Here is a 23,088-nt window from a genome sequence, read left to right as displayed (position 1 = left end):
AGCCGGGCCAACTGAGTTGGTCGGGTTAACTGGGTCAGCCCGAGCCACGGGCTAACTGAGTTTCACCACGCCCGAGCGGCCGACGACGCAGTTGCGGCCGCTCTTCTTGGCTGCATAGAGCCTGCCGTCGGCAGCCGTCAGCACGGCGGTGAAATCGACGCCATCCTCGTCGGCAGTCGCAACGCCGATGCTGACCGTGATCGGCGTGTCATCCGGCGTCTTGACGCTGGTCGCGATCGTCCAACGCAGGCGCTCGGCAAGCAGCAGACCTTCCTCGTGATCGGTGCCTGGACAGACGGCAACGAATTCCTCGCCGCCGAAGCGGAAGACGCGATCGCTCGAGCGCAACGTCGTGCCCAATCGGGCGGCGATCGCCTTCAGTACCTCGTCGCCCTGGAGATGGCCGTAGCCGTCGTTGACATCCTTGAAGTGATCGGCGTCGATAATGAGGACGGTGGCGAATGACCCCTGCTTCAGTGCCTCGAGCAGCATCAGCGGCGCTTCCATTTCCATGCGCGTCCGATCGTAGACACCAGTGAGCATGTCGCGGCCGGTGCGCTCCAGAAGATCGTTGTAGCGCTCGCGGAACGTCAGGTCACCGAACACGTCGCTGATCGAACGTGCGGACCCGGCTGCGCCGATACGGCGAATACGATATTCATAGAATGCGAACATCGCCGCGTAGAGGCAGACGGCAAGCATTTTCGCCTTCCATCCGCCCCAGAATGCGGCGATCGGCACATCCAGGAAGTAATGCAGCGCGGCGAAAAAGCCGATCTGGTCGAAGGTCAGCAGCACGAAGCCCGAAATCAGGAAACGCAGGACGACGCGGCGGCGGAAGAAATCGCCGAGTTTTTCGTAGAGCAGGATGATGCCGAGCGAATCGACATAGAGCAGCGCCGTGCCCCAGACCATCAGCCAGCCCATCTCCTTGAGAAAATCGACATCGGGTGTGTGGTTGGTCGATATCTGCAGCGGCTGGTGCAGTTGTAGCACCCAGGCAATACCGACGGTGAGCAGGTTGCCGAGGAAAAGACCATAGATCGGCTGGCGCACCGTCGCGGCATCTTCCTGCAGGTAAAGCATCAGGATCATCATCAGCTTGCCGGAGAAGAAGACGGATGAGCCCGGCGACACATCCCCGAACGGCAGCGAGACGTAAAAGACCGCCGCCAGATAGGTCTCCATGAAATGCATGACGCCGAGCGCCGTCAGGAAAACCCCGAGACCGAGCCGGTGACGGAAATGCAGAAGCGTCACCATCAGCACGAAATAGGCGATGGCTTCGACGACGAAGAGAGCGAGGTTGAGTGTCTCCATCATGAGACCTCGGCTCCGGACATCAGCCCCCAGCACCCTGCCGGCGCGACGATCGCGACAGCGGATCCTTTGGTCGATCGTCCGAAAAAGTCAAACACGAGGGCGTCCCGCAAATCCTGCAGGCGATACCTTTCACCGCAATCCTTTAAGATTGCGTGAGCAGGATCGCTCGCCGATGGACGTCCAAATCAGGCGATTGAAAAACAAGAATAATTGTGGCCGGCATCAAATACCTGTCCGGCGGTATCTATTTCAAACCTGACGAAGCTTCTCGCCGTCGCCAAAGAGCGACGAACCATGCTGATCGATGATCTGCTGCGCCTTGCGCACCGTGCATTCGAGCGCGTCATCGGAGGAGGAAAACAGATCGGCGCGGATGAAATTGCGCACCAGTACCTCGTCGCCAACCTTCTTTTCGATGCGGCCGGCAAGGCGATACTGGCCGCCTTCCTTGCGAGGCTCGGCATAGATCGTGCAATCGCCGTAAAGCTGCGGCTCGCCGGAAGGGCCTGCCGCCTCCGAAGCCGGTTTGCCGCCGCCGGAGAACATCGAAAAGATATTTGAAATGAACGAAGCCATGCTCCGCCTTTAGCACGACCGTATCGCTGTCGCCAAGTCAAATGATCAGATTGGCGAGGATCTCGTTTTCGGTGATATCCTCGTAACCCATGCCGGCTGCTTCGAAATTTCCGATCAGCCGAGCGAAATTCTCCGGCGCCTTGGTTTCGATGCCAATCAGGATCGAGCCGAAGTTACGCGCCGATTTCTTCAGATATTCGAAGCGGGCGATATCGTCGTCAGGGCCGAGCAGATTGAGGAAATCCCGGAGCGCGCCGGGGCGCTGGGCGAGCCGCAGGATGAAGTATTTCTTCAGCCCTGCGTAACGCATGGCTCTTTCCTTTACGTCAGGCAGACGCTCGAAATCGAAATTGCCGCCGGATACGACAGCAACGATGGTCTTGCCGCGGATCGCTTGGCCGTCCATCGCGGCGATCGCCGTCAGCGACAAGGCACCGGCCGGCTCCAGCACGACGCCCTCGACATTCAGCATTTCCTGAATGGTAACGCAGATGGCGTTCTCCGGCATGAGTTGCACTTGGCTTGCCGGGAACTCACGAAGAGCGGCGAAATTCAGGTCGCCGATCCGCGCCACTGCAGCGCCATCGACGAAATTGTCGACCTTGGCAAGCGTTGTCACCGCGCCCGCCTCGATGCTGCGCTTAAGACTCGGCGCACCGGCGGGCTCGGTGAAGACGAAAGCCGATTTCGGCACGGTGCCGTCGAGATAGCCGGTGATGCCGGCGGCCAGTCCGCCACCGCCAACCGGCAGGACGACCATGTCCGGCACTGTTCCCTCCGGCAGCTGCTGCATGATTTCGGCGGCGACGGTCGCCTGGCCTTCGATGATGTCGGCGTGGTCGAAGGGCGGCACCATGACGCCGCCAATCGCCTCCACATGTTCGCGGGCGGCCTGGTAGCATTGGTCGAAGAAGTCGCCAAACAGCCGGATGGTGATGAATTCGGCGCCGAACATGCGGGTCTTGTCGATCTTCTGCTGCGGTGTCGTCACCGGCATGAAGACGACGCCCGGCACGCCGAAATGGCGGCAGACGAAGGCAAAGCCCTGGGCATGATTGCCAGCCGAGGCGCAGACGAAGGTCTTGCCGGCAGCACCCTGCCCGATCGCCTTGCGGAAGAAATTGAAGGCGCCGCGAATCTTATAGGAGCGCACCGGCGACAGATCCTCGCGCTTCAGCCAGATATCGGCACCGTAGCGGGCCGACAGATGATCGTTGAGCTGCAGCGGCGTTGCCGGAAACAGGCTGCGCATTGCCTCTTCGGCGCTTTCGACATCAAGTCTCGTCACGGGCGTGGTCCATTCTCATGAGTAACCGCTGCCGCTATGGCATAGCGGGACCGGCAAAAGAAAGCCCGTTTCGGCCATTTCCGGTTCTCTCCCGGGAAAGCCTTTCTTAAGCCAATCGCGAAATCGGCGGCAGATGAACTGATTTTAACTGTCAATGAAAAGCCAAGCCACTAATATGAAGCCATGATGATCTTCAAATTTGCAAGGCCGCTCGCCTGGCTGCTGCTCGCCCTCATCCTCTTCGTCACGGTTTCGCCGATCGGGCTGAGGCCGGAAACGGTCACGACGGTCGATACCGATCGCGGGGGCGCCTATGTTCTCGTCGGCATCGCCTTCGCGCTCGCCTATCCGAAACAGTGGAAGATGGTGGCGGTGCTGCTGATTGCCGGTGCAGTCGCCATCGAATATCTGCAGTATTTCGCACCAACACGCCATCCGCGCCTGCACGATGCCGGCATCAAGGCAGCGGGCGCAGCCCTCGGGCTGCTGGCCGGCTGGCTGATCAACAGGTGGCGCGAGACCAAAGCGCCAAACGCGCTTCCGCTCACAGAGCGATGATCACCATCAGGAAAAGACCGCACATAATCCCGAAAATCGAATTCGGGATCTGTCCAGATCGAAAGTAATAGAGCGTCCTTAGCGCGTCTTCTTAGACGCGCTAAGGACGCTCTAGAAACCCTGCAAATGCATTGCCCAGAAGAACAGCGGTATCGCGGCTATCGCAGTCCCCAGAACAAGTGCGACACTGGTCTTGAAGATGCGGATGCGCCGAACCTTAGTCCCACTCCAATCGTAAACCATCGTCTTACTCCCCAAGACAACCCTTACTCAACTGTCGCGGCGCAATCGTTACGCCGGACATTCCTTTGTCAAGCGATAACTTGCTTTTATGCACAATATACAAGCAGATTCAATACAGGCATATTCAAACAGGATTATGAAGGTGGTGCGGGCGACGGGGGTCGAACCCGTACAGCCAAGGCCGAGGGATTTTAAGTCCCTTGCGTCTACCAGTTTCGCCACGCCCGCTTGCGGCATTTTCAATATCTTGCGTCATGGGCGATGGGAAGAGCCGCGAGGCGTAAAAATCATGCCTGTTTTGCCGGCAGCACCGACGAATGATCGGCCAGGCATTTCCCTCCCGAAAGCCGTCGCCGATGAAGGCTGCCAGTCTCTCGTGGGAAAAAACAGAAAAGGCGCGGCGAGCCCCATGCCCGCCGCGCCTTCATTATTTCAGCGTCAAAGATCAGGCGAGCTTGGCAGCCAGCTTGGCGACGTGGGCGCCCTGGTATTTCGCGCCTTCCAGCTCGATCTCGGAAGGCTGGCGCGAGCCGTCGCCGTTGGTGATGGTGGAGGCGCCGTAAGGCGAGCCGCCCTTGACTTCTTCGGTGCCCATTTGGCCCTGGAAGGCATAAGGCAGGCCGGCAACGACCATGCCCTGGTGCAGGAAGGTCGGGATGAAGCCGAGAATGGTCGATTCCTGGCCGCCGTGCTGGGTGGCCGAAGAGGTGAAGACCGAACCGAGCTTGCCGACGAGTTTGCCGGCGAACCAGAGGCCGCCCGTCTGATCCCAGAAATTGCGCATCTGCGAGGCGACCGTGCCGAAGCGGGTGCCGGCGCCGACGATGATCGCGTCATAGTCCGCCAGTTCGTCGACGGTGGCGATGGGAGCCGCCTGGTCGACCTTGTAATAGGAAGCCTTGGCGACGTCTTCCGGAACCAGTTCCGGAACGCGCTTGACGGTGACCTCGGCGCCGGCCGACTTCGCGCCTTCGGCGACCGCATAGGCCATGGTTTCGATATGGCCGTAAGCCGAATAATAAAGGACGAGAACCTTCGCCATCTTCTATCTTCCTTGAAACATCGGGTTGAATTTCGTGCCCGACGCGATTTCTATCAGCGCGCCTGGGCGAACACAGCCCTGCCCTCAAGAACTCAGTGTTCACCACCCGGAGACGAAAATTCGCTTGCGGTTTTCATTTCGGCAAAAATGACGCATCGCCCGAGTTAAAGAGTTAGCGCATGATGTCGTCCGAAAACCGCCTGGACTTTTCGGCATCATGCTCTGGTGTTTGCAAAGCGAGCGAACGGCGCTACCTATTCCCCAGCCTCACATCACGGAACATCCCATGAGCCAAGACATCGTCGTCACCGCCGCCATGCTCGCCATCGGCGACGAACTTCTCTCCGGCCGTACCAAGGATAAAAATATCGGCCATCTCGCCGATTTGCTGACGCTTTCCGGCATCGACCTCAAGGAAGTGCGCATCGTCGCCGACGACGAGGACGCGATTGTCGAGGCGCTGAACGCGCTTCGCGGCAAATATGATTACGTCTTCACCTCGGGCGGCATCGGGCCGACGCATGACGACATCACTGCCGATGCCATCTCCAAGGCTTTCGGCGTGCCCTGCGAATATGACGAAACAGCAATGACGCTGCTTGCCGAGATGTACCGCCGCCGCGAGATGGAATTCACCGAGGCGCGCCAGCGCATGGCGCGTATGCCGCGAGGGGCCGTGCATATCGCCAACCCGGTCTCGACCGCCCCAGGCTTCATCATCGGCAATGTCCATGTCATGGCCGGGGTGCCGCAGGTCTTCCAGGCGATGGTCGACAATGTGCTGCCGATGCTTCGAACCGGCACGCCGGTGCTGTCGCTCGCTATCGCCTGCCCTTACGGCGAAGGCGAGATCGGCACGCCGCTGACCGCGATCCAGAAGGCACATCCGGAAACCAGCATCGGTTCCTACCCACGTTATATCGGCCAGAAATTCTCGACCGAGATCGTCGTACGCGGCCGCTCGCAGGCGGCAATCGATGCGGCCGGCGCCGAGGTGCAGGCGATGATCGACACCATCCGCCAAAGGAAGGACATCGCCGAAAACCATTCCGCCGAGGCTTGAGGGCAACGCCGGAACTGGAAGCCATCCTTGATCCCGATCAAGGAACAGGAGAACGGTCCGGCGCATTCCTTCCCTCGCGCAAGCCATTTCAGCGCAAGGAGAATTGATATGTCTTACAAAACCATTCTCGCCATTCTCGATACATCAGACAATAGTACCGCGGTTGCCGATTTCGCCTTTGCCATCGCTGCTGAAAGCGGCGCCCATGTGATCGGCCTGCATGCCGAAATCATTTCCGCCGTGCCGCTGGTAGCGCCGATGGAAATCCCCGATCCCGTTGCCGTGCAGGCGCTGCAGGACATGGCGCATAGCGAAACGATTGCGGTTGAGCGCATCTTCAGGGCGAAAGCGGAGGCGGCTGGCGCCTCCTTCGAATGGCGCAGCTTTGCCACATCAACCGGATACGGCTCCGGACCGCTGATCGAAAGTGCGCGCAGCGCCGATCTCTTGATCGCATCGCAGGCCGACCCGGCCAGACCTTCCGACAGCCACGTCGACGTCGACAGTTTTCTTTTCGAAACCGGCCGGCCGGTGCTGATGATCCCCTATATCATCCGCCAGCCGAAGCCGATCAAACGCGTGCTGATCGCCTGGAACGGCTCGAAAGAGGTGGCGCGCGCAACCTTCGACGCGTTGCCGATCCTCAAAGCCGCCGACGAGGTGGAGATCTTTTCGGTCGATCCGGCCGACACGGCGCTGCAATCGCCGCTGACCGCAGGGGCCGACATTGCCGCGACGCTGGCGCGTCATGGCGTCAAGGCGACGCTTTCGACGGCGCAAAGTGCGGACAAGAGCGCATCGCATGTCATCGAGAACCGGCTTTCGGACAGCAGCATCGATCTTCTCGTCATGGGCGCCTATACGCATTCCTGGCTCTGGCAGATGATCTTCGGCGGCACGACAAAGACCTTGCTGCAATCGATGACCGCGCTCACCCTGTTATCGCGTTGATTGGCTGCTCTTGCCTTTTGCCGGCAAATCCCGCTAATTGCGGCGACCGATGACAGCTTCGAGCCTCGGCCCCATCTCGCGCAGTTCCGGCTGCGCGATTTGCGTTTTGCCAATCGCCGCTTCAAGCCCATCCGGTCGCCGGCAAACGGCGTGTCGTTTTTTCATGCCGCGGAGCAGCCCGATGTCCCTTCCCGATAAAGCCTTTCCCGTTTCCTGGGATCAGTTCCACCGCGATGCGCGCGCCCTTGCCTGGCGGCTTGCCGGCTTGAATCAGACGTTCAAGGCTATCGTCTGCATCACCCGTGGGGGCCTCGTTCCGGCTGCGATCATCTCGCGCGAGCTGAACATCCGGCTGATCGAGACCGTCTGCGTCGCTTCCTATCATGACTATGTGAACCAGGGCGACATGGTGCTGCTCAAGGGAATCGCGCCCGAACTTATGGAAAATGGCGGCGAAACCGTGCTGGTCGTCGACGATCTGACCGATACCGGCAAGACCGCCGCACAGGTGCGCACGATGCTGCCGAGAGCACATTTCGCTTGCGTCTACGCCAAGCCGAAGGGCGTGCCGACCGTCGATACCTTCATCACCGAGGTCAGCCAGGATACCTGGATCTACTTCCCCTGGGACATGGGCTTCACCTATCAGGAGCCGATCGCCAAGAGCGCGGGCTGATCGCCACCGATCAAAACGCGCAACCTTCGCATTTACTACTTGAAATTGTTCCAGATTTTGTCGGCGAGGTTTGCTGAATCCGCTATCGGGATCTGCACATCTATTTTATCTTTTGCTCATAGACTGCGGCCTAATTCCTTCAATCGGAATCGATTGAAGGATGAAATTATGCAGCAATTCAAAGTGATACAGCGTCCTTTGCGGCTCTTGAAAAGACGCGCGGCGCTGCAGGGCGTGCGAATCGTGTCAAATTGCGCTTAAAGCGTGCAATGATCGATACGGTACAAGGAAACAAGATGGCGCGGTGGGGGTATGTAAGAGCGGTTGTGACTGCCGGGCTGGCGGCCTTTCTGTTGCCGCTGGCGCCTGTCCGCGCTGAGCCTGCCTATATTCCCCTCGTGCGGGACTATGTCGAGAAGCGGATCCGGCCGATAGTGGAAACGCCGTTGGTGCTGAAAGCCATCGCCGAGCAGAACGCAAAATTCGGCAATGTCAGCGAAATGGATATGCGAGTGCTCGACGAAACCTACCGGTCGGAGGTCGATCAGCACCACCTGCAGATGGTCAAGCTGCTGCTCGACAAATCCGTGTCGCATTACCTGAGGGAAAAACAGGACGCCTCGCAGGGCGCGATTCTCGAATTTTTCGTCACGGACTCGCATGGGCTGAATGTCGGGCAGAGCACCATCACCGCCGACTTCTGGCAGGGCGACGAGGAGAAATACCTTAGAACCTTCGCCAACGGCTCCCGCGAGATCTTCATCGACCGGGCGGAACGCAATGAATCCACCCAGAATCTCGAGACGCAGGCGAGCTTCGTTGTCATGGACAAAGAGAACAGGCCAATCGGCGTCGCCATCGTCACCATCGCCATCGATGCGCTCTAACAGCATGTCGCGCAAAAGTTTGCGGTTTTGCGATAAGGACGCGCTTTAGGAGCGCGGATTTCACCGGCGAATCGGCATGCCGATTTGCGCCGGAAATGCCATCACAAGATTTGCCGCACGACGCTTTTTTGCCATTCTAAGGTTTTCCTTAGCCGGCAACGCCTGCAAGCCATTGTAATTTCAGCGCTCCCCGGCTTTCCCCAATCTCCACAGGCGCATCCACAACATGTTGTGGTTAGCAATGAATTAAAAGCCAGCCCTTGACGGAATCAGCTGTTTCAAACTTTACTGATCCTGATGTTGCGGCGGCGACAGGACCGGAGGTAACGAGCCCGGTTCCCTTTTGAAAATTAGGACGCGGAATCAGGGCGATGGACCGAGAACGGTCCAGGCCAGACAGGATTTCTGCGCGGTTTTCAGCCTCCAAAAAAAGTGACATTGGGGCTGGCGATAATAAGCTGTTAATACTATATTTAGTGTTTGCAGCCACCATCACCACAAGATACAGGAAGGACATCTCCGGATGACACCCCTGTCACAATACGGAAACGAGACTGGCTGCACGACGACAAAGTGCCGCCGGATAGGAATTTTGCGCCTGAGGTCGTGGGGACCGGGTGCCAACACGAGGTCAAGACCATGCGCATCGAACGTCGTTTCACGAAGGCCGGCCAAGGCGCCTATGCGGATATCGAATTCCGCAAGGCGACGAGCGAGATCAAGAACCCTGACGGTTCGGTCGTGTTCCGCCTCGAGAACATCGACGTTCCCGCGCAGTTCTCCCAGGTCGCGACCGACGTGCTGGCGCAGAAGTATTTCCGCAAGGCCGGCGTTCCCACCAGGCTGAAGAAGGTCGAGGAAAACGACGTTCCTTCCTTCCTGTGGCGCTCCGTTCCCGACGATGCTGCGCTGAAGAACCTGCCGAAGGACGAGCAGACCGGCTCGGAAATCGATGCGCGCCAGGTCTTCGATCGTCTTGCCGGCACCTGGACCTATTGGGGCTGGAAGGGCGGCTATTTCTCCTCCGAGGAAGATGCATCGGCCTTCAAGGACGAGCTTGCCTATATGCTCGCCACCCAGCGCGTCGCCCCGAACTCGCCGCAGTGGTTCAACACCGGCCTGCACTGGGCCTACGGCATCGATGGTCCCGGCCAGGGTCATTTCTACGTCGATCCCTTCACCGGCAAGCTGACCAAATCCAAGTCGGCCTACGAACACCCGCAGCCGCATGCCTGCTTCATCCAGTCGGTCGAGGACGATCTCGTCAACGAAGGCGGCATCATGGACCTCTGGGTGCGTGAAGCGCGCCTGTTCAAATACGGCTCCGGCACCGGCTCCAACTTCTCGATGCTGCGCGGCGAAGGCGAAAAGCTTTCCGGCGGCGGCCGCTCCTCCGGCCTGATGAGCTTCCTGAAGATCGGCGACCGTGCGGCCGGCGCCATCAAATCGGGCGGCACGACGCGCCGCGCCGCCAAGATGGTGGTCGTCGACATCGACCATCCCGATATCGAGGAATACATCAACTGGAAGGTCAAGGAAGAGCAGAAGGTTGCGGCTCTCGTGACCGGCTCGAAGGTTGTCGCCAAGCATCTGAAGGCGATCATGAAGGCCTGCTTCAATTGCGAAGGCGGCGACAATGGTGATTGCTACGATCCCAACAAGAACCCTGCCCTGAAGCGCGAAATCCGCGCCGCCAAGAAGGACCAGGTTCCGGAGAACTACGTCCAGCGCGTCATCCAGTTCGCCCGCCAGGGCTACAAGGATCTCCAATTCAAGACCTACGACACGGATTGGGATTCGGAAGCCTACCTCACGGTATCCGGCCAGAACTCCAACAATTCCGTCTCGATCAAGGACGACTTCCTGCGCGCCGTCGAGAATGATGGCGAATGGAACCTGACCGCCCGCAAGGACGGCCGGGTGATGAAGACGCTGAAGGCCCGCGATCTCTGGGAAACCATTTCCTATGCCGCCTGGGCCTCGGCCGATCCCGGCATCCATTTCAACACGACGATGAACGACTGGCACACTTCGCCGGCCGGCGGCCCGATCCGCGGCTCGAACCCGTGCTCGGAATACATGTTTCTCGACGACACGGCCTGCAACCTTGCCTCGCTGAACCTGCTGCAGTTCAAGGACAAGGCTACCAAGCGCATCAACATCGCCGATTACGAACACGCGGTTCGCCTGTGGACCGTCGTGCTCGAAGTCTCGGTGATGATGGCGCAGTTCCCGTCGAAGCGCATTGCCGAACTCTCCTACGAATACCGCACGCTCGGCCTCGGCTACGCCAATATCGGCGGCCTGCTGATGTCGTCAGGCATTCCCTACGACTCCGCTGAAGCCCGCGCCATCGCAGGCTCGCTGACCGCGATCATGACCGGCATCTGCTATGCGACCTCGGCCGAAATGGCTGCCGAGCTCGGCCCGTTCCCGAACTTCGCGCCGAACCGCGAGAGCATGCTCAAGGTCATTCGCAACCATCGCCGTGCGGCGCATGGCGAGAGCTCCGGCTATGAAGCGCTGTCGATCAATCCGGTCGCCCTGATCCATTCGGAAAACCCGGACCAGGATCTCGTCGCCCACGCCAAATCGGCCTGGGACAAGGCGCTCGAGCTTGGTGAACAGCATGGCTACCGCAATGCCCAGGTCTCGGTCATCGCGCCCACCGGCACGATCGGTCTCGTCATGGATTGCGACACCACGGGCATCGAGCCCGACTTTGCCCTCGTCAAATTCAAGAAGCTTGCCGGCGGCGGCTACTTCAAGATCATCAACCGCGCCGTGCCCGACGCGCTGCGCACGCTCGGCTATTCGGAAAGCCAGATCGCCGAGATCGAGGCCTATGCCGTCGGCCACGGCAACCTGAACCAGGCGCCGGCCGTCAATCCGTCGTCGCTGAAGACCAAGGGCTTCACCGACGAGAAGGTCGAAGCCGTCAACGCCGCGCTGAAGAGCGCCTTCGACATCAAGTTCGTCTTCAACCAGTGGACGCTCGGCGCCGACTTCCTGAAGGAGACGCTGAAGGTTTCCGACGAACAGCTCGCCGATATGAGCTTCAGCCTGCTCGACCATATCGGCTTCTCGAAGAAGGACATCGAAGCCGCCAACATCCATGTCTGCGGTGCGATGACGCTGGAAGGCGCGCCCTTCCTCAAGAATGAACACCTGCCGGTCTTCGATTGCGCCAATCCCTGCGGCAAGATCGGCAAGCGTTACCTCTCTGTGGAAAGCCACATCCGCATGATGGCGGCTGCCCAGCCGTTCATCTCCGGCGCGATTTCCAAGACGATCAACATGCCGAACGAGGCGACCGTCGAGGATTGCAAGAACGCCTACATGCTGTCCTGGAAGCTTGGCCTCAAGGCCAATGCGCTCTATCGCGACGGCTCGAAGCTGTCGCAGCCGCTCAATTCCTCGCTGATCGAGGACGAGGACGACGAGGATGCGCTGGAGGAACTGCTGCAGGCGCCGCTGGCCGCCCAGGCCGTCACCGTCACCGAGAAGATCATCGAACGGGTGATCGAACGAGTTTCGCGCGAACGCGAGAAGCTGCCGAACCGCCGCCAGGGCTATACCCAGAAGGCCGCCGTCGGCGGACATAAGGTCTATCTCCGCACCGGCGAATTCGGCGACGGCCGGATCGGCGAGATCTTCATCGACATGCACAAGGAAGGCGCTGCCTTCCGTGCGATGATGAACAATTTCGCCATCGCCATCTCGCTCGGCCTGCAATATGGTGTGCCGCTCGAGGAATATGTCGAGGCCTTCACCTTCACCAAGTTCGAGCCGGCCGGCATGGTCATCGGCAATGACGCGATCAAGAACGCCACCTCGATCCTCGACTATGTCTTCCGCGAGCTTGCCGTCTCTTATCTCGGCCGCCATGACCTGGCGCATGTCGATACGTCGGACTTCTCGAACACCGCGCTCGGCAAGGGCATCCAGGAAGGCAAGACCAACCTGCTCTCCACCGGCTGGACCCGCGGCTACAAGCCGACACTGGTGTCCGGCACCGGCGGCGAACGCCAGGCAGGCGAACCCAAGGGTGCGGCGACCGCCGCCCCTGCCCGCGCCGCCTCCACCGGCACCGTGACTGCCTTTGCAGGCGCGGCTGCCCGCAAGCTGGAGCCGACGGTTGCCATCTCCACCTCCGAAATCGTCGCCTTCAAGCGCGACTACGAGGAGCGCGCCAAGGAGCTGGCGGAAGAGATCGCCGAAGAGGTAACCGAGGAACTCACCAGCGACGCAACGGCCCTGTTCTCCGACAAGGCGGCAGCCGACGCGGCAACGGCGAAATCCGAAGCCAAGAAGCGGGAAGCCGAACGCCGTCAGCGCTCGATCATGCAGGGCTATACCGGCAACATGTGCTCGGAATGCCAGAACTTCACGATGGTGCGGAATGGCACTTGCGAGAAGTGCGACACGTGTGGTGCTACGAGCGGGTGCTCTTGATTACTCGTCGTACTCCCATGTGGGTTGTCGTAGATGAAACCTCCGGGCACGCACTTAGTGCCCGGAAAATCCCTTTCAGAGGTTTGTTGGTCAATATCGACCGCTACCAGTCGCCCGAGGTCCACGATTTGTCCTGCGTGGCTTGTGAGGCCTAACCTGCAAACTTTCCGATCCCGATCCGCGCGGCCCCCAACTGGAGTCAGTCCAGATAAAGTAGAGGTCGCCCTCTGCCCGCTTAGTTTACGACTGCGCTTTCAGGTTCCAGCTCGGAAGATGCTTTCCGCTGGCGGTTACGTGACTTTGCGTGTTCGGGCAACAGGCGAGGTTGGAGGTCGAGGCCACGCACTGTCAATCGCAGGCTGCCACCCATTTCCTGCTCGATTCGGACAGCTTCTTCATTCAACACGGCGATGAGGCCTGCCAAGTCTAGTGCCGAGCCGGTATCTGGATGTAGCCATGTTCGGGGAGATTTAACAGTGATGAGCAAACAGCCGGCGCGGCTGTTCTCCGCCGCCATATACTTGACCACGAGCTGGTCTTTGATCGTTGCCTTCAGGTCGGCTGCGGAGCGGTTCTTTTCACCGATCTTTAGCTCGATGATCGCCTCATGCGCTGAGCCAGTGGAGCGAAGGCGGATGTCGGTTTCTTTTTCGTCCGCCGTCACCGCCTCCTGATCGACCGTATAGGCAGCTTTGGCACCGGCGCGCAGCTCGCGGGCAATCTGCTGACGCATGATTTTCTCGTCCTCGATGAGCGCCCAGGCAGCTCGCGGAGAGTCGTCGCGCAACAGCGCGTCGTCCATATCGTCTAGCCGATCGACCATCAGCATAAACATCTCGCTGCGCGTCAGCGGCGGCAGTTCGTCATATCTGTCCAAAGCCACGATGTCGGCCTCAGTGAAGGTGGCCGCGTCCGCCTCCTCTGCCGCGCGTTCGCGAGCCATTGCCAACGCCCGGTCCTTGAAATCGGCGAAGAGTGGATCGTGAGCCAGTCTAAGTTTGATCGCCCAACCTTCCGGCCCCTTCGCCGACAAAAGCGCGTGGACGATGTTACTTCGGCCGCGTTCCGAGTGGTCGCGCGCGTTGGGTGTAAAACTCCCCTCGCGCTCTATATCATCGGACGGGCGGACATACTGATAAGCAAGGCGCGCGAGCCGTAGCAGCAATTCCGGGGTAAAGCCAGCGGCGGACAGATAGGTCTCTCCATTACCGTGCGGATCGCCAAAAAGAGAACTAAACCACCCTGTTGCCAGACCGAACTTCGCAGGTGGAAAGGCCTCGATGGTCCTCGCGAGCGCTTCGACGCCGGCCTCTGGGTCGAGGCGCATCAGAACCGGCAACCATATGCCACTCACGGTACCTTTCGCACCGTTTGCCAGTTCGGCCTTCGCGAGCGTGTGAACGTAGGCAGCGGTGTCGGCGTCGCCATGTTGTATAAGGATTTGAACCGCTTGTCTGAGCCGGCTCGCACGCGCAGACTCGTCCTCGTCATGCCCGAGCCGCCATTTACCTGCCTCCAACCAATCACGCAGACGAGGCACGAACAAGCGAGCGACAGACGAGGCCGAATGCCGGATATCCTGCAACATCCCGGAATGCTGGATAGCTGGTTCGTCGAGTTCCAACGTCAATTCTTTTCCCAGCACGGCATCTAGGGCGTCGGGATGCACGCCAGCAAATCCTTCAAGCCAGGCTGGAAAGCCGTTCAACTCAATCGGCACGTATCGCAGGGCCAGCTCGGCCTCGTCCTGATTGAGTTTATCTGCCCATCGGGGATCCTCGGCCTCGGCGGCGACCCCAGCGAGGCCGAGCTGCCACCGGATCAAGAAGGTTCCCTTTTGTTCTTCCGGCCGTTCGCTCCGCAGCGTGGGGCGGTCGTTGCGCCAGACGGCCATCACCGCGAGGCGCAGCCGGTCAGCAACAGCCTTGTTGAAATGCCGCTCGATAAAACGCCGGTTCCATCCCGAGGCACGGCTCTCATCGCCACTTTGTCTCATTGCCCGCCACAGACTCCAGGCGGTGCCTTCGGACCGGTCCGCGGCGAACACCATATCGGGACGCTTGACGATTTCGTCCCAGAACCTTGTCCAACTCGCATGAGCTTTCGCTTCGCTGCGTCCGTCACGCTTCTGCCGCCGAGCCTCCTCGCGTTCCCATTTTTGCATTTCGGGGCTGAGGGTTCGCGGTTTAGCAAGTTGGTCGAGGCGCTCGACCGACTCCGGGAGATCGGAGACATGCGGCCTTAGCATCGCCAGATGATCGGTCCATTCGACATCGTCGCCACGGAGACTGAGCGCCGCCTCCAGCACCATAGCGCGCTCTGCCGCAGGTCGGTCGCGATCTGCGAGCGATCCAAACAGCCATCCTGCATCGGCAGCGACCAGATGAATTATTGCTCCGTGATACGCCAGATGCGCAAATCTTTTAAAGGGGTCTGTCTGCTGCTTATAGGTTTGAAGCAACTTGTCATCGGCCTCGAACATCAGGCGACGGGCATCGGGTGGCAAGCTGCGGAGAGCCGCCATTAACTGCTTAACAAGCTCCGAGTGGTCGTACTCTCGATCGACGAGCCGTAATGCGACCGCGATGGAGTACATCAGCTCCGGCGTCGCGATTCCAGCCTGGAGCTGGCGGAGGCAAGTCGACACCAGTGCTGGCAAAAGGAACTGCCTTCTACTGGTAATAGGAGGCCATTTCTTCTCGTTATAGGCGATTCCTTCCGTTGCCAGTTCGGTAAGTCCACTACGTAACGCATCGAGCCTGTTGGTTGACAGATCAACCTGCTCTATCCGACGCGGGAGATGCCACGAGATATCACCGACCGAGCGCTTCTTTTCCGTGACTCGCGCGAGGGTCTTGCATAGCTGCTCTGCGGAAAGGTAGTCGGGAAACAGCCGCGAAAGCGCCGCCCGCGTAAGGCGGTTCGGCCAAAGCGGCGGGTCGTCGGTCAAGCTGGCGCTGACTGCTGGAAGGCGAGGATCAGCCAAGTGGATGAGGGCTTCAAGTGCGTCAATTCGCTCGCCGTCGGGCGCTGTTCCGGCGGTTGCGACATCGTAAGCAATATCCGCGCAATCGGCCATTTTCCCCAGACCGATCAAAGTTAGCAGCATTTCGCGGACTTCGTAGTTTTCGATACCGCCTTCCCAGAGGCTCTGGACTTCCGGTCCCAGATCAGCCGCCGCGAAACGATGGAGCTGAATGCTAGGCACACGCAGTCCACGCCAGCCGCCTTCGCCATGACGTCCCACATACGCGCGCAAGGCTCGTTGTCGCTTCACTGCGGAAAGCGATTCAGGGTCGCCGAAATTCAGCAGAACATCTGGTTCTCGCCGCAGCACCTCTTCGAAAACCGCATCGTCGCGCAGCGCCATCCAGGCGGCGACGGGGCGGAGCGACGGTTTGACGACCTCCTCGCCTTGAGCCGTCGTTGTGAAAAGGACGCGCTTCGCCGACCGGAACGACATCCCTCGCTCGATCAGGGCAAGAAGGTGCTCAGCAGCCAGATATTCTATCACGGATCGATGGTGGAACCGCACCCGGCCATATGAAGCGAAGCCGAAAAGCGAGCGCTCCAGAAGTGTCGTACGTTCGTCCCGCGGCCATTCGTGTAAGATTAATGAAGGATCGAGCGGCGCGTCAGCCGGATCGCCCTGACGGTCAGCTTCCGCGCTATGGCGCAAGGTAAGCTTACGACTGAGGGTGGCAGCCAGAGCGAGGCGACGGGCACCTTCCAGTGCCTTGTCAGCAGACAAAGCCGCCCTTTCCGGGCGGTCACTCCGCGGCTTCAACTTCACGGCGATATTGCTCGCCACCTGATCACGATGCGAACGAATGCGACGGTGAACTCGCCAATCGGCACATAGCTCGATTAGGTCTTGCGGACGACGCACGAATTCCTCGGCGTCGCGCTGCCGGATATCGGCGAGCAATGCATCGGGGTCGTCCACACCTTCCTTGATCGCCATCTGCTTTATTTGGGCGTCGGATAGGGGTAGCAGGGCAACGTTGCGCCAATCCTGTGCAATCTTCTCCACTGTCGATTTCTGCGGTCGGCGCGCCATCGCGATATCAGCGAAGTCCTTGCTGGTCGGAGTCTCCTCTGGCTCATCGGGCACAGGCAGTATCTGTCGGAAGAGCTGCTCGTCGACGGGGATGGGTCGGGAGGTGATAACCACGCGGATTCGGCCGAACTGCCCCGCAGCTGCCTTCGCCAAGCGTTTCAAGGCCTGCTCAAATGAGCCGAGGCTGAGTTTCAACTCGTCGACGGAATCGAGGAAGAATGTCGCCACGTCGGATTGGGACGCATGCCAGGCATCGAAGCGGTCTTCCTCTTCGTGCGAGAGAAGATCACGCAGATTGGAGCGCGCGAGGTCGGCCAATTCAACATAGAAAGCGGGTTCCCCCAAAGCCCACAACGTTCGCTGTTTAGCTCGGCATTCATAGGTTTTGCCTGCACCTGCTTCAGAAATAATGAGAACGCGTTTGGATTCTAGCAGATCAGACCAACTCGAGCCGCTATGCCACCCCAAATCCCATAGGAATGCTGTTTGCGCGGCTTCAGTATTCTTGTCGTTAGGAATGTCCTGAAAGCTGCGCTCGATATCGTTTGTGTTATCTTCTGTTGCCATCCAGTGCTCCTCCCAGGGAGCCAGAACATAATGACAACATCGGGTTTAGGCTATCGCGTTTTTTGGGGGTTTGAGACAAATGGACGTCGACAAGCATCTTCGGATCGTCGGAGATTTCGAACGCACCCTTTATCGCAAGGCCGCGCTCCCCCGGCGCTCCGTCGAGACGTTGGTAGGAAATTGCCGCATGCCCCTCTCCGGCCAGGACGACGAACGCCAGCAGCAACGATATGAATGAGAGGGATTTCCGCATTCTACCCCAGCCTTCGAGCACGTATTTCTCCTGTCGTCACTTGCAGCATATCTTGCGCACATATGCATTCCCGAGGGTGATCATCGGAATCCTTTGCGATGAGCCGGTGAGCTTCAATGCGACCAAGCCCGTGGCAATCACGATCACGACGATCAACAGCTTTGACGAGAATTTCAGACCTATCCCAGCAGCATCCGATCAATGCACAAGGACAATCTTCTGACAAGCCGCACAATCAGAAGTGTTGATACAAGGTAAACGCCGGTTCCTCGCCGTGATCGGGAGATCCCAATCCACGCGATCCGGTGTGTGCCGGTCATTGATGCGAGAGTCACAGGAACAAGGGGACGCTTCTTCGAATTTCGTCTCGGATCCCGCTCTGCCGTTACGGTTTCACACGGTCGGGATGCGCCGCCTGGAAGGCCGGCAGGTCTACGCATCTGGCGTCGATATCGACGATGCGCTTGAAAGCGGTCAACTCCACGCCCCAGCGGCGGGCGTTGTAGACCTGGGGAACAAGGCAGAGGTCCGCCATGGTCGGCGTGTCTCCAAAGCTGAACGTGCCATCGGCTTCACCGATCATCGCCTCCAGTTTGCCCAGCCCGTCGGTGATGAAATGCTTCATCCATTGCTCGCGGGCATCGGGCTTATTCGTCATGCTCATCAGATGCGACACGACATGCATGTTGCAGATCGGATGGATGTCCATGGCGACCGTATATGCGAGGGCGCGGACTTTCTGGCGATCGGCAATGTCAGGTGGCAGCAATCCGTATTCCGGCCGAAGCTCGGCCAGATATTCGATGATTGCCAGCGATTGCGTCAGGGTTCTTCCGTCGATCACCAATGTCGGCACCAGTCCCTGCGGATTGAGGGCCAAATATTCCGGCGTCTTGTGCGCCCCTTCCAACAGGTTGACGGGCACGGTCTTGTAATCGATGCCCAGAAGATTGAGCGCGATGCGGACGCGATAGCTCGCCGATGATCGCCAGTAGTCGTAAAGGACGACCTCGTTCATTGCGGGTCGGCCTCTTGGTATTTTTCGACCGTCTGCTCGATCGCGCCGAAGATCGAATGGCCGGCATGATCCTTCATCTCGATGCGGATCTGGTCCCCGAACTTCATGAAGGGGGTCTTCGGCGATCCGGTCTCAATCGTCTCGATCATCCTGATTTCGGCAATGCAGGAGTAGCCGTCCCCTCCCTCTTCAACCGGCCTGCCGGGGCCGCCGTCCAGCTTGTTGGACACCGTTCCCGAGCCGATAATCGTTCCGGCAAGGAGGTTACGGGTTTTGGCGGCATGGGCGATCAACTGGCCAAAATCGAAGGTCATGTCGATGCCGGCGTTGGCCTTGCCGAATGACTTGCCGTTCAAGCTCACCAGCAGCGGAAGATGCAGCTTGCCGCCATCCCAGGCCTCTCCAAGCTCGTCCGGCGTCACGGCAACCGGAGAAAATGCCGATGCCGGCTTGGACTGGAAAAAACCAAATCCCTTCGCCAGCTCGTCCGGGATCAGACCGCGTAGCGATACGTCGTTGACGAGCATCACCAGGCGGATGGCGCCGCGTGCGGCCTCCGGGCTGGAACCCATGGCAACATCGCCGGTGATGACGGCGAGCTCGCCCTCCATGTCGATCCCGTAAGCCTCGTCAGACGCCACGATCGGATCGCGCGGCGCGAGGAAAGCGTCCGAACCGCCTTGATAGATCAGCGGATCGGTCCAGAAGCTTGCCGGCATCTCGGCGCCGCGCGCCTTGCGCACCAGTTCGACATGGTTGACGTAAGCGGAGCCGTCGGCCCATTGGTAGGCTCGCGGCAAAGGTGACGTAGCGTCATGTTCGTGAAATCGGATCGCCGGCTGGGCGCCGGTCTCGACGCCTTCGGCAATAAGCGCGAGCCTCGGAGCCACATGCGCCCAATCATCGAGCGCCGCCTGCAGAGTGCGGGCGATATGACCGACCTCGGAACAGCGGGTCAGGTCGCGGGAAACGACGACGAGCCGGCCGTCCCGCGTGGAGTCTTTCAAGGTCGCAAGTTTCATGTCCGAAATCCCGTGCCGGAGGATGACTTCACTTGATGCATCACTTGATGCATCATTTGATGCCGGGGGTTCCGTCGAACTTGCGTTCCAGGCCATCCCAGCATTCCAGGTAATTATCCTGCAGCGTTTCAAGCTCGGCTGCGTATTTCGTCAGTTGCTGCGGGTACCGGGTCTCGAACATGAAGGCCATGGTGTGATCGAGCTTCACGGGTTTGAGCTCGGTATTGGATGCCTTTTCGAAGGCGAGCGCATCCGGCCCGTGGGGAAGCATCATGTTGTGCAGGCTCATGCCGCCCGGCACGAAGCCCTCCTCCTTGGCGTCATACTGGCCGTGGATCAGGCCCATGAATTCGCTCATGATGTTGCGGTGGTACCAGGGCGGACGGAATGTGTGCTCGGCGACCAGCCAGCGCGGCGGAAAGATCACGAAATCGACATTCGCCGTGCCGGCATCTTCGGTCGGCGCGGTCAGCACCGAAAAAATCGACGGATCGGGATGATCGAAGCGGATCGCGCCAACGGGAGAAAATGTCCGCAGGTCGTATTTGAACGGGGCGTAGTTGCCGTGCCAGGCCACCACATCGAGCGGCGAATGGCCGATGTCCGTGACATAGAATTTTCCGCACCACTTCACATGCACGCGGCACGGCGTTTCCTTGTCCTCGAACGCGGCGACAGGTGTCTTGAAGTCACGCGGGTTTGCCAGGCAGTTGGCGCCGATCGGTCCGCGGTCCGGCAGCGTGAATTTCGCGCCGTAGTTCTCGCATATATAGCCACGCCAGACCGTCTGCTCGCCGCCCTTCAGAATCTTGAACATCATGCCGCGCGGGATCAGGCATATTTCCAGGGGCTCGACGTCCATGATGCCCATTTCGGTGAACACTCTGATGGCGCCGAGCTGCGGCACGATCAGCAATTCACCATCGGCATTGAAGAAGTAATCGTCGACCATGTCCTCATTGAAGACATAGGCATGGGCTGACATGCCCACCTGGGTCGTGGCATCGCCTGCCGTCGTGATGGTCCGCACCCCTTCGAGGAATGTCAGTCTCTCCGAGGGTGCCGGGATGGGATCCCAGCGAAGCTGGCCGAGAGGAAGCGAATGTTCGTCGAGGCACGGCGCCGTTTTCCAGAGCGGATAGGACGCGTTGGAGAAGCGGCGGGTGTGACGCACGCTCGGGCGGATGCGGTAAAGCCAGGACCTTTCGTTGGTCCCGCGCGGCGCGGTGAACGGCGAGCCGGAAAGCTGCTCCGCATAGAGACCATAGTTGCATTTCTGCGGGCTGTTCTGGCCCTGCGGCAAGGCGCCGGGAAGCGACTCGGTTTCGAAGTCATTGCCGAACCCCGGCATGTATTTCAGCGTGTTTGCCGTCGCGGCTTCACCATCCGACGTCTGGATCGATGTCTGGTCCATGCTCACTCCTCCCCGAACACTCCAGCGCCGCGCGTCCGAAAGATGCGCGGCGCTAGTGAGTTTACTCCGCTGCAGTCCCGATGACACCACGCTTGATCTGATCGGCCTCGATCGACTCGAAAAGAGCCCGGAAATTGCCTTCGCCGAAGCCTTCGTCGCCCTTGCGCTGGATGAACTCGAAGAAGATCGGCCCGATCACGGTCTTGGAGAAGATCTGCAGCAGGATTTTCGTCATGCCGCCATTCACCACGCCTTCGCCATCGATGAGGATGCCGTACTTCTTCATGCGTTCGACAGGTTCACTATGGCCGTTCACGCGTTCATAGGACATGTCGTAATAGGTCTCCGGAGGACCCGGCATGAAGCGCAGGCCGTTGTCGGCAAGCCTGTCGGTGGCGTCGTAAATATCCTCCGTTCCAACGGCGATGTGCTGGATGCCCTCGCCCTTGTACTTCTTCAGATATTCCTCGATCTGGCTGGTGTCGTCCTTCGATTCATTCAGCGGAATGCGGATTTTACCACAGGGCGAGGTGATGGCGCGGCTCACCAGACCGGTGATGCGCCCATCGATATCGAAGAAGTGGATCTGCTTGAAATTGAACAGGTTGCGGTAAAAATCCCACCACTTGTCCATGTTGCCGCGAAAGACGTTGTGCGTCAGGTGATCGAGATAATAGAAGCCGATGCCCTGGGGATGCGGGTTACGCTCGCCGAGCCAATCGAACTCGGCCTCGTAGGCCGATCCCTTGGCGCCATAGGTCTCGACGAAGTAGAGCAGCGAGCCGCCAATGCCGACAATCGCCGGGACGTCGAGCATCTTGTCGTCCCCTTCATAGGGAACAGCGCCTTTTGATACGGCGTGGTCGAAAGCGTGCTTGGCATCGACGACGCGCCAGGCCATCGATGGGGCGCAGGGACCGTGATTTGCGACGAAACGCGCGGCTTGACTACCCGGTTCGGCGTTCAGGACATAGTTGATGTCACCCTGTCTCCAGACGGTGATATCTTTCGTCTTGTGCTTGGCGACGGCGGTGTAGCCCATGCGTGTGAAGAGCTCGCGCAGCGTCTCGGGCTCAGGATGGGCGAACTCGACGAATTCGAAGCCGTCGGTGCCGGCCGGATTGTCGGCGGTGATTTCCGAGGGCGGTGCGTCATGCGGGAACGGACCCATTTTCTTTCCTCCAGAGGAGATTGCATTTGATATGCAAAGTGTGGCCCAAAACGCGTGCAAAGTTCTTGCATTCTTTATGCTCCGAGAAGAGATTATGCACGATCCGTGAGTGTATTGGGGATTTCGTGCAATGGATGAGCCACTCGACAAATTGGATTTGCGCCTGCTCCAGGAACTTCAAAAGGACGGCAGGCTGACGAACAACGAGCTGGGGGAGCGGATTGCGCTTTCGCCGTCGCAATGCTCGCGCCGGCGCACGAGACTGGAGGCTGAGGGATATATCCGCAGCTACCGGGCTTACCTCGATCGGCAGAAGTTGGGTCTCGATATGCTGGTGGTCATTTCCGTGACGCTCGCGACCCACAACAGAGACAATGCCCGCCGATTTTCGCAACTGATCAACGGGTTGCCGGAAGTTCTCGAAGCCTATGCGCTAACCGGTGAAATGGATTATCACCTGACGGTCGCAACCCGCGGGCTCGCCGACCTCTCGAAATTCGTCAACGACGTTCTGTTGCCCC

At 59.5% G+C, this 23,088-nt stretch carries 17 protein-coding genes and 1 tRNA gene; 7 read left to right on the top strand and 11 right to left on the bottom strand.

Going from position 1 to position 23,088, the window contains the following annotated elements; translation table 11 throughout:
• Positions 1–51 precede the first annotated feature (51 nt).
• From FY112_RS20875 to ilvA, 3 genes are all read right to left on the bottom strand, one after another.
• On the bottom strand, positions 52–1,323 hold the full coding sequence (locus FY112_RS20875) for a GGDEF domain-containing protein (RefSeq protein ID WP_029873018.1): 1,272 nt from the start codon (positions 1,321–1,323) through the stop codon (positions 52–54).
• A gap of 249 nt (positions 1,324–1,572) precedes the next feature.
• On the bottom strand, positions 1,573–1,899 hold the full coding sequence (locus FY112_RS20870) for an HlyU family transcriptional regulator (RefSeq protein WP_003538786.1): 327 nt from the start codon (positions 1,897–1,899) through the stop codon (positions 1,573–1,575).
• Positions 1,900–1,936: 37 nt separating this feature from the next.
• Positions 1,937–3,187 carry a threonine ammonia-lyase gene (gene ilvA / locus FY112_RS20865; protein ID WP_131717739.1) on the bottom strand — a complete coding sequence of 417 codons (1,251 nt, stop codon included), beginning with the start codon at positions 3,185–3,187 and terminating at the stop codon, positions 1,937–1,939.
• Positions 3,188–3,370: 183 nt separating this feature from the next.
• On the opposite strand from ilvA, the gene FY112_RS20860 reads away from it, so the two are divergent.
• Complete coding sequence (locus FY112_RS20860; RefSeq protein ID WP_151519177.1) at positions 3,371–3,745, top strand: VanZ family protein; 375 nt, start codon at positions 3,371–3,373, stop codon at positions 3,743–3,745.
• Positions 3,746–4,131: 386 nt separating this feature from the next.
• On the opposite strand, the gene FY112_RS20855 is transcribed toward FY112_RS20860, so the two are convergent.
• Together FY112_RS20855 and wrbA are read right to left on the bottom strand one after the other, a co-directional pair.
• Positions 4,132–4,216, bottom strand: a tRNA-Leu gene (locus FY112_RS20855).
• A gap of 217 nt (positions 4,217–4,433) precedes the next feature.
• A complete protein-coding gene (gene wrbA / locus FY112_RS20850) occupies positions 4,434–5,030 on the bottom strand; it encodes an NAD(P)H:quinone oxidoreductase type IV (protein ID WP_003538774.1) in 597 nt (198 codons plus the stop codon).
• A gap of 286 nt (positions 5,031–5,316) precedes the next feature.
• Here wrbA and FY112_RS20845 point away from each other — a divergent pair, with 286 nt between their 5' ends.
• The 5 genes from FY112_RS20845 to FY112_RS20825 all read left to right on the top strand — a co-directional run bounded on the left by FY112_RS20845 (position 5,317) and on the right by FY112_RS20825 (position 13,062).
• The gene (locus FY112_RS20845; RefSeq protein WP_094086187.1) at positions 5,317–6,093 is read left to right on the top strand and encodes a competence/damage-inducible protein A; all 777 of its coding nucleotides are present in this window, start codon (positions 5,317–5,319) and stop codon (positions 6,091–6,093) included.
• A 108-nt stretch (positions 6,094–6,201) separates the two neighbouring features.
• Entirely contained in the window at positions 6,202–7,044 is an 843-nt protein-coding gene (locus tag FY112_RS20840) for a universal stress protein (protein ID WP_151519176.1), read from the top strand.
• Positions 7,045–7,225: 181 nt separating this feature from the next.
• Positions 7,226–7,720 (top strand): xanthine phosphoribosyltransferase, encoded by a 495-nt coding sequence (gene gpt / locus FY112_RS20835; protein ID WP_003538759.1) that lies wholly within the window; start codon positions 7,226–7,228, stop codon positions 7,718–7,720.
• 296 nt (positions 7,721–8,016) lie between these two features.
• Positions 8,017–8,607 carry a hypothetical protein gene (locus FY112_RS20830; RefSeq protein WP_017960102.1) on the top strand — a complete coding sequence of 197 codons (591 nt, stop codon included), beginning with the start codon at positions 8,017–8,019 and terminating at the stop codon, positions 8,605–8,607.
• 639 nt (positions 8,608–9,246) lie between these two features.
• Positions 9,247–13,062 carry a vitamin B12-dependent ribonucleotide reductase gene (locus tag FY112_RS20825; protein ID WP_017960101.1) on the top strand — a complete coding sequence of 1,272 codons (3,816 nt, stop codon included), beginning with the start codon at positions 9,247–9,249 and terminating at the stop codon, positions 13,060–13,062.
• A gap of 235 nt (positions 13,063–13,297) precedes the next feature.
• Here the strand turns inward: FY112_RS20825 and FY112_RS20820 are convergent, their stop codons facing one another.
• From FY112_RS20820 to hppD, 6 genes are all read right to left on the bottom strand, one after another.
• Complete coding sequence (locus FY112_RS20820) at positions 13,298–17,689, bottom strand: ATP-binding protein (protein ID WP_131708924.1); 4,392 nt, start codon at positions 17,687–17,689, stop codon at positions 13,298–13,300.
• On the bottom strand, positions 17,673–17,963 hold the full coding sequence (locus tag FY112_RS20815; protein WP_246700718.1) for a hypothetical protein: 291 nt from the start codon (positions 17,961–17,963) through the stop codon (positions 17,673–17,675). Before FY112_RS20815 ends, FY112_RS20820 begins: the two co-directional genes overlap by 17 nt.
• A 364-nt stretch (positions 17,964–18,327) precedes the next feature.
• The gene (gene maiA / locus FY112_RS20810) at positions 18,328–18,960 is read right to left on the bottom strand and encodes a maleylacetoacetate isomerase (protein ID WP_151519175.1); all 633 of its coding nucleotides are present in this window, start codon (positions 18,958–18,960) and stop codon (positions 18,328–18,330) included.
• Positions 18,957–19,982: a fumarylacetoacetate hydrolase family protein gene (locus tag FY112_RS20805; protein WP_151519174.1), complete on the bottom strand. Its 1,026-nt coding sequence runs from the start codon at positions 19,980–19,982 to the stop codon at positions 18,957–18,959. The genes maiA and FY112_RS20805 overlap by 4 nt, the downstream gene beginning before the upstream one ends.
• A 52-nt stretch (positions 19,983–20,034) precedes the next feature.
• Complete coding sequence (gene hmgA / locus FY112_RS20800) at positions 20,035–21,396, bottom strand: homogentisate 1,2-dioxygenase (protein ID WP_094086193.1); 1,362 nt, start codon at positions 21,394–21,396, stop codon at positions 20,035–20,037.
• A 61-nt stretch (positions 21,397–21,457) separates the two neighbouring features.
• Positions 21,458–22,567, bottom strand: a complete 1,110-nt coding sequence (gene hppD, locus FY112_RS20795; protein ID WP_017960091.1) for a 4-hydroxyphenylpyruvate dioxygenase — start codon at positions 22,565–22,567, stop codon at positions 21,458–21,460.
• Positions 22,568–22,697: 130 nt separating this feature from the next.
• Here hppD and FY112_RS20790 point away from each other — a divergent pair.
• The coding region (locus FY112_RS20790; RefSeq protein ID WP_151519173.1) for an Lrp/AsnC family transcriptional regulator at positions 22,698–23,088 on the top strand (391 nt) is incomplete at its 3' end.

This window comes from Rhizobium sp. PEPV16 (assembly GCF_008919455.1).
GTDB lineage: Bacteria > Pseudomonadota > Alphaproteobacteria > Rhizobiales > Rhizobiaceae > Rhizobium > Rhizobium leguminosarum_Q.
The sequence above is the reverse complement of the archived record's forward strand: the minus strand, read 5'-3'. Positions and strand labels throughout refer to the sequence as shown.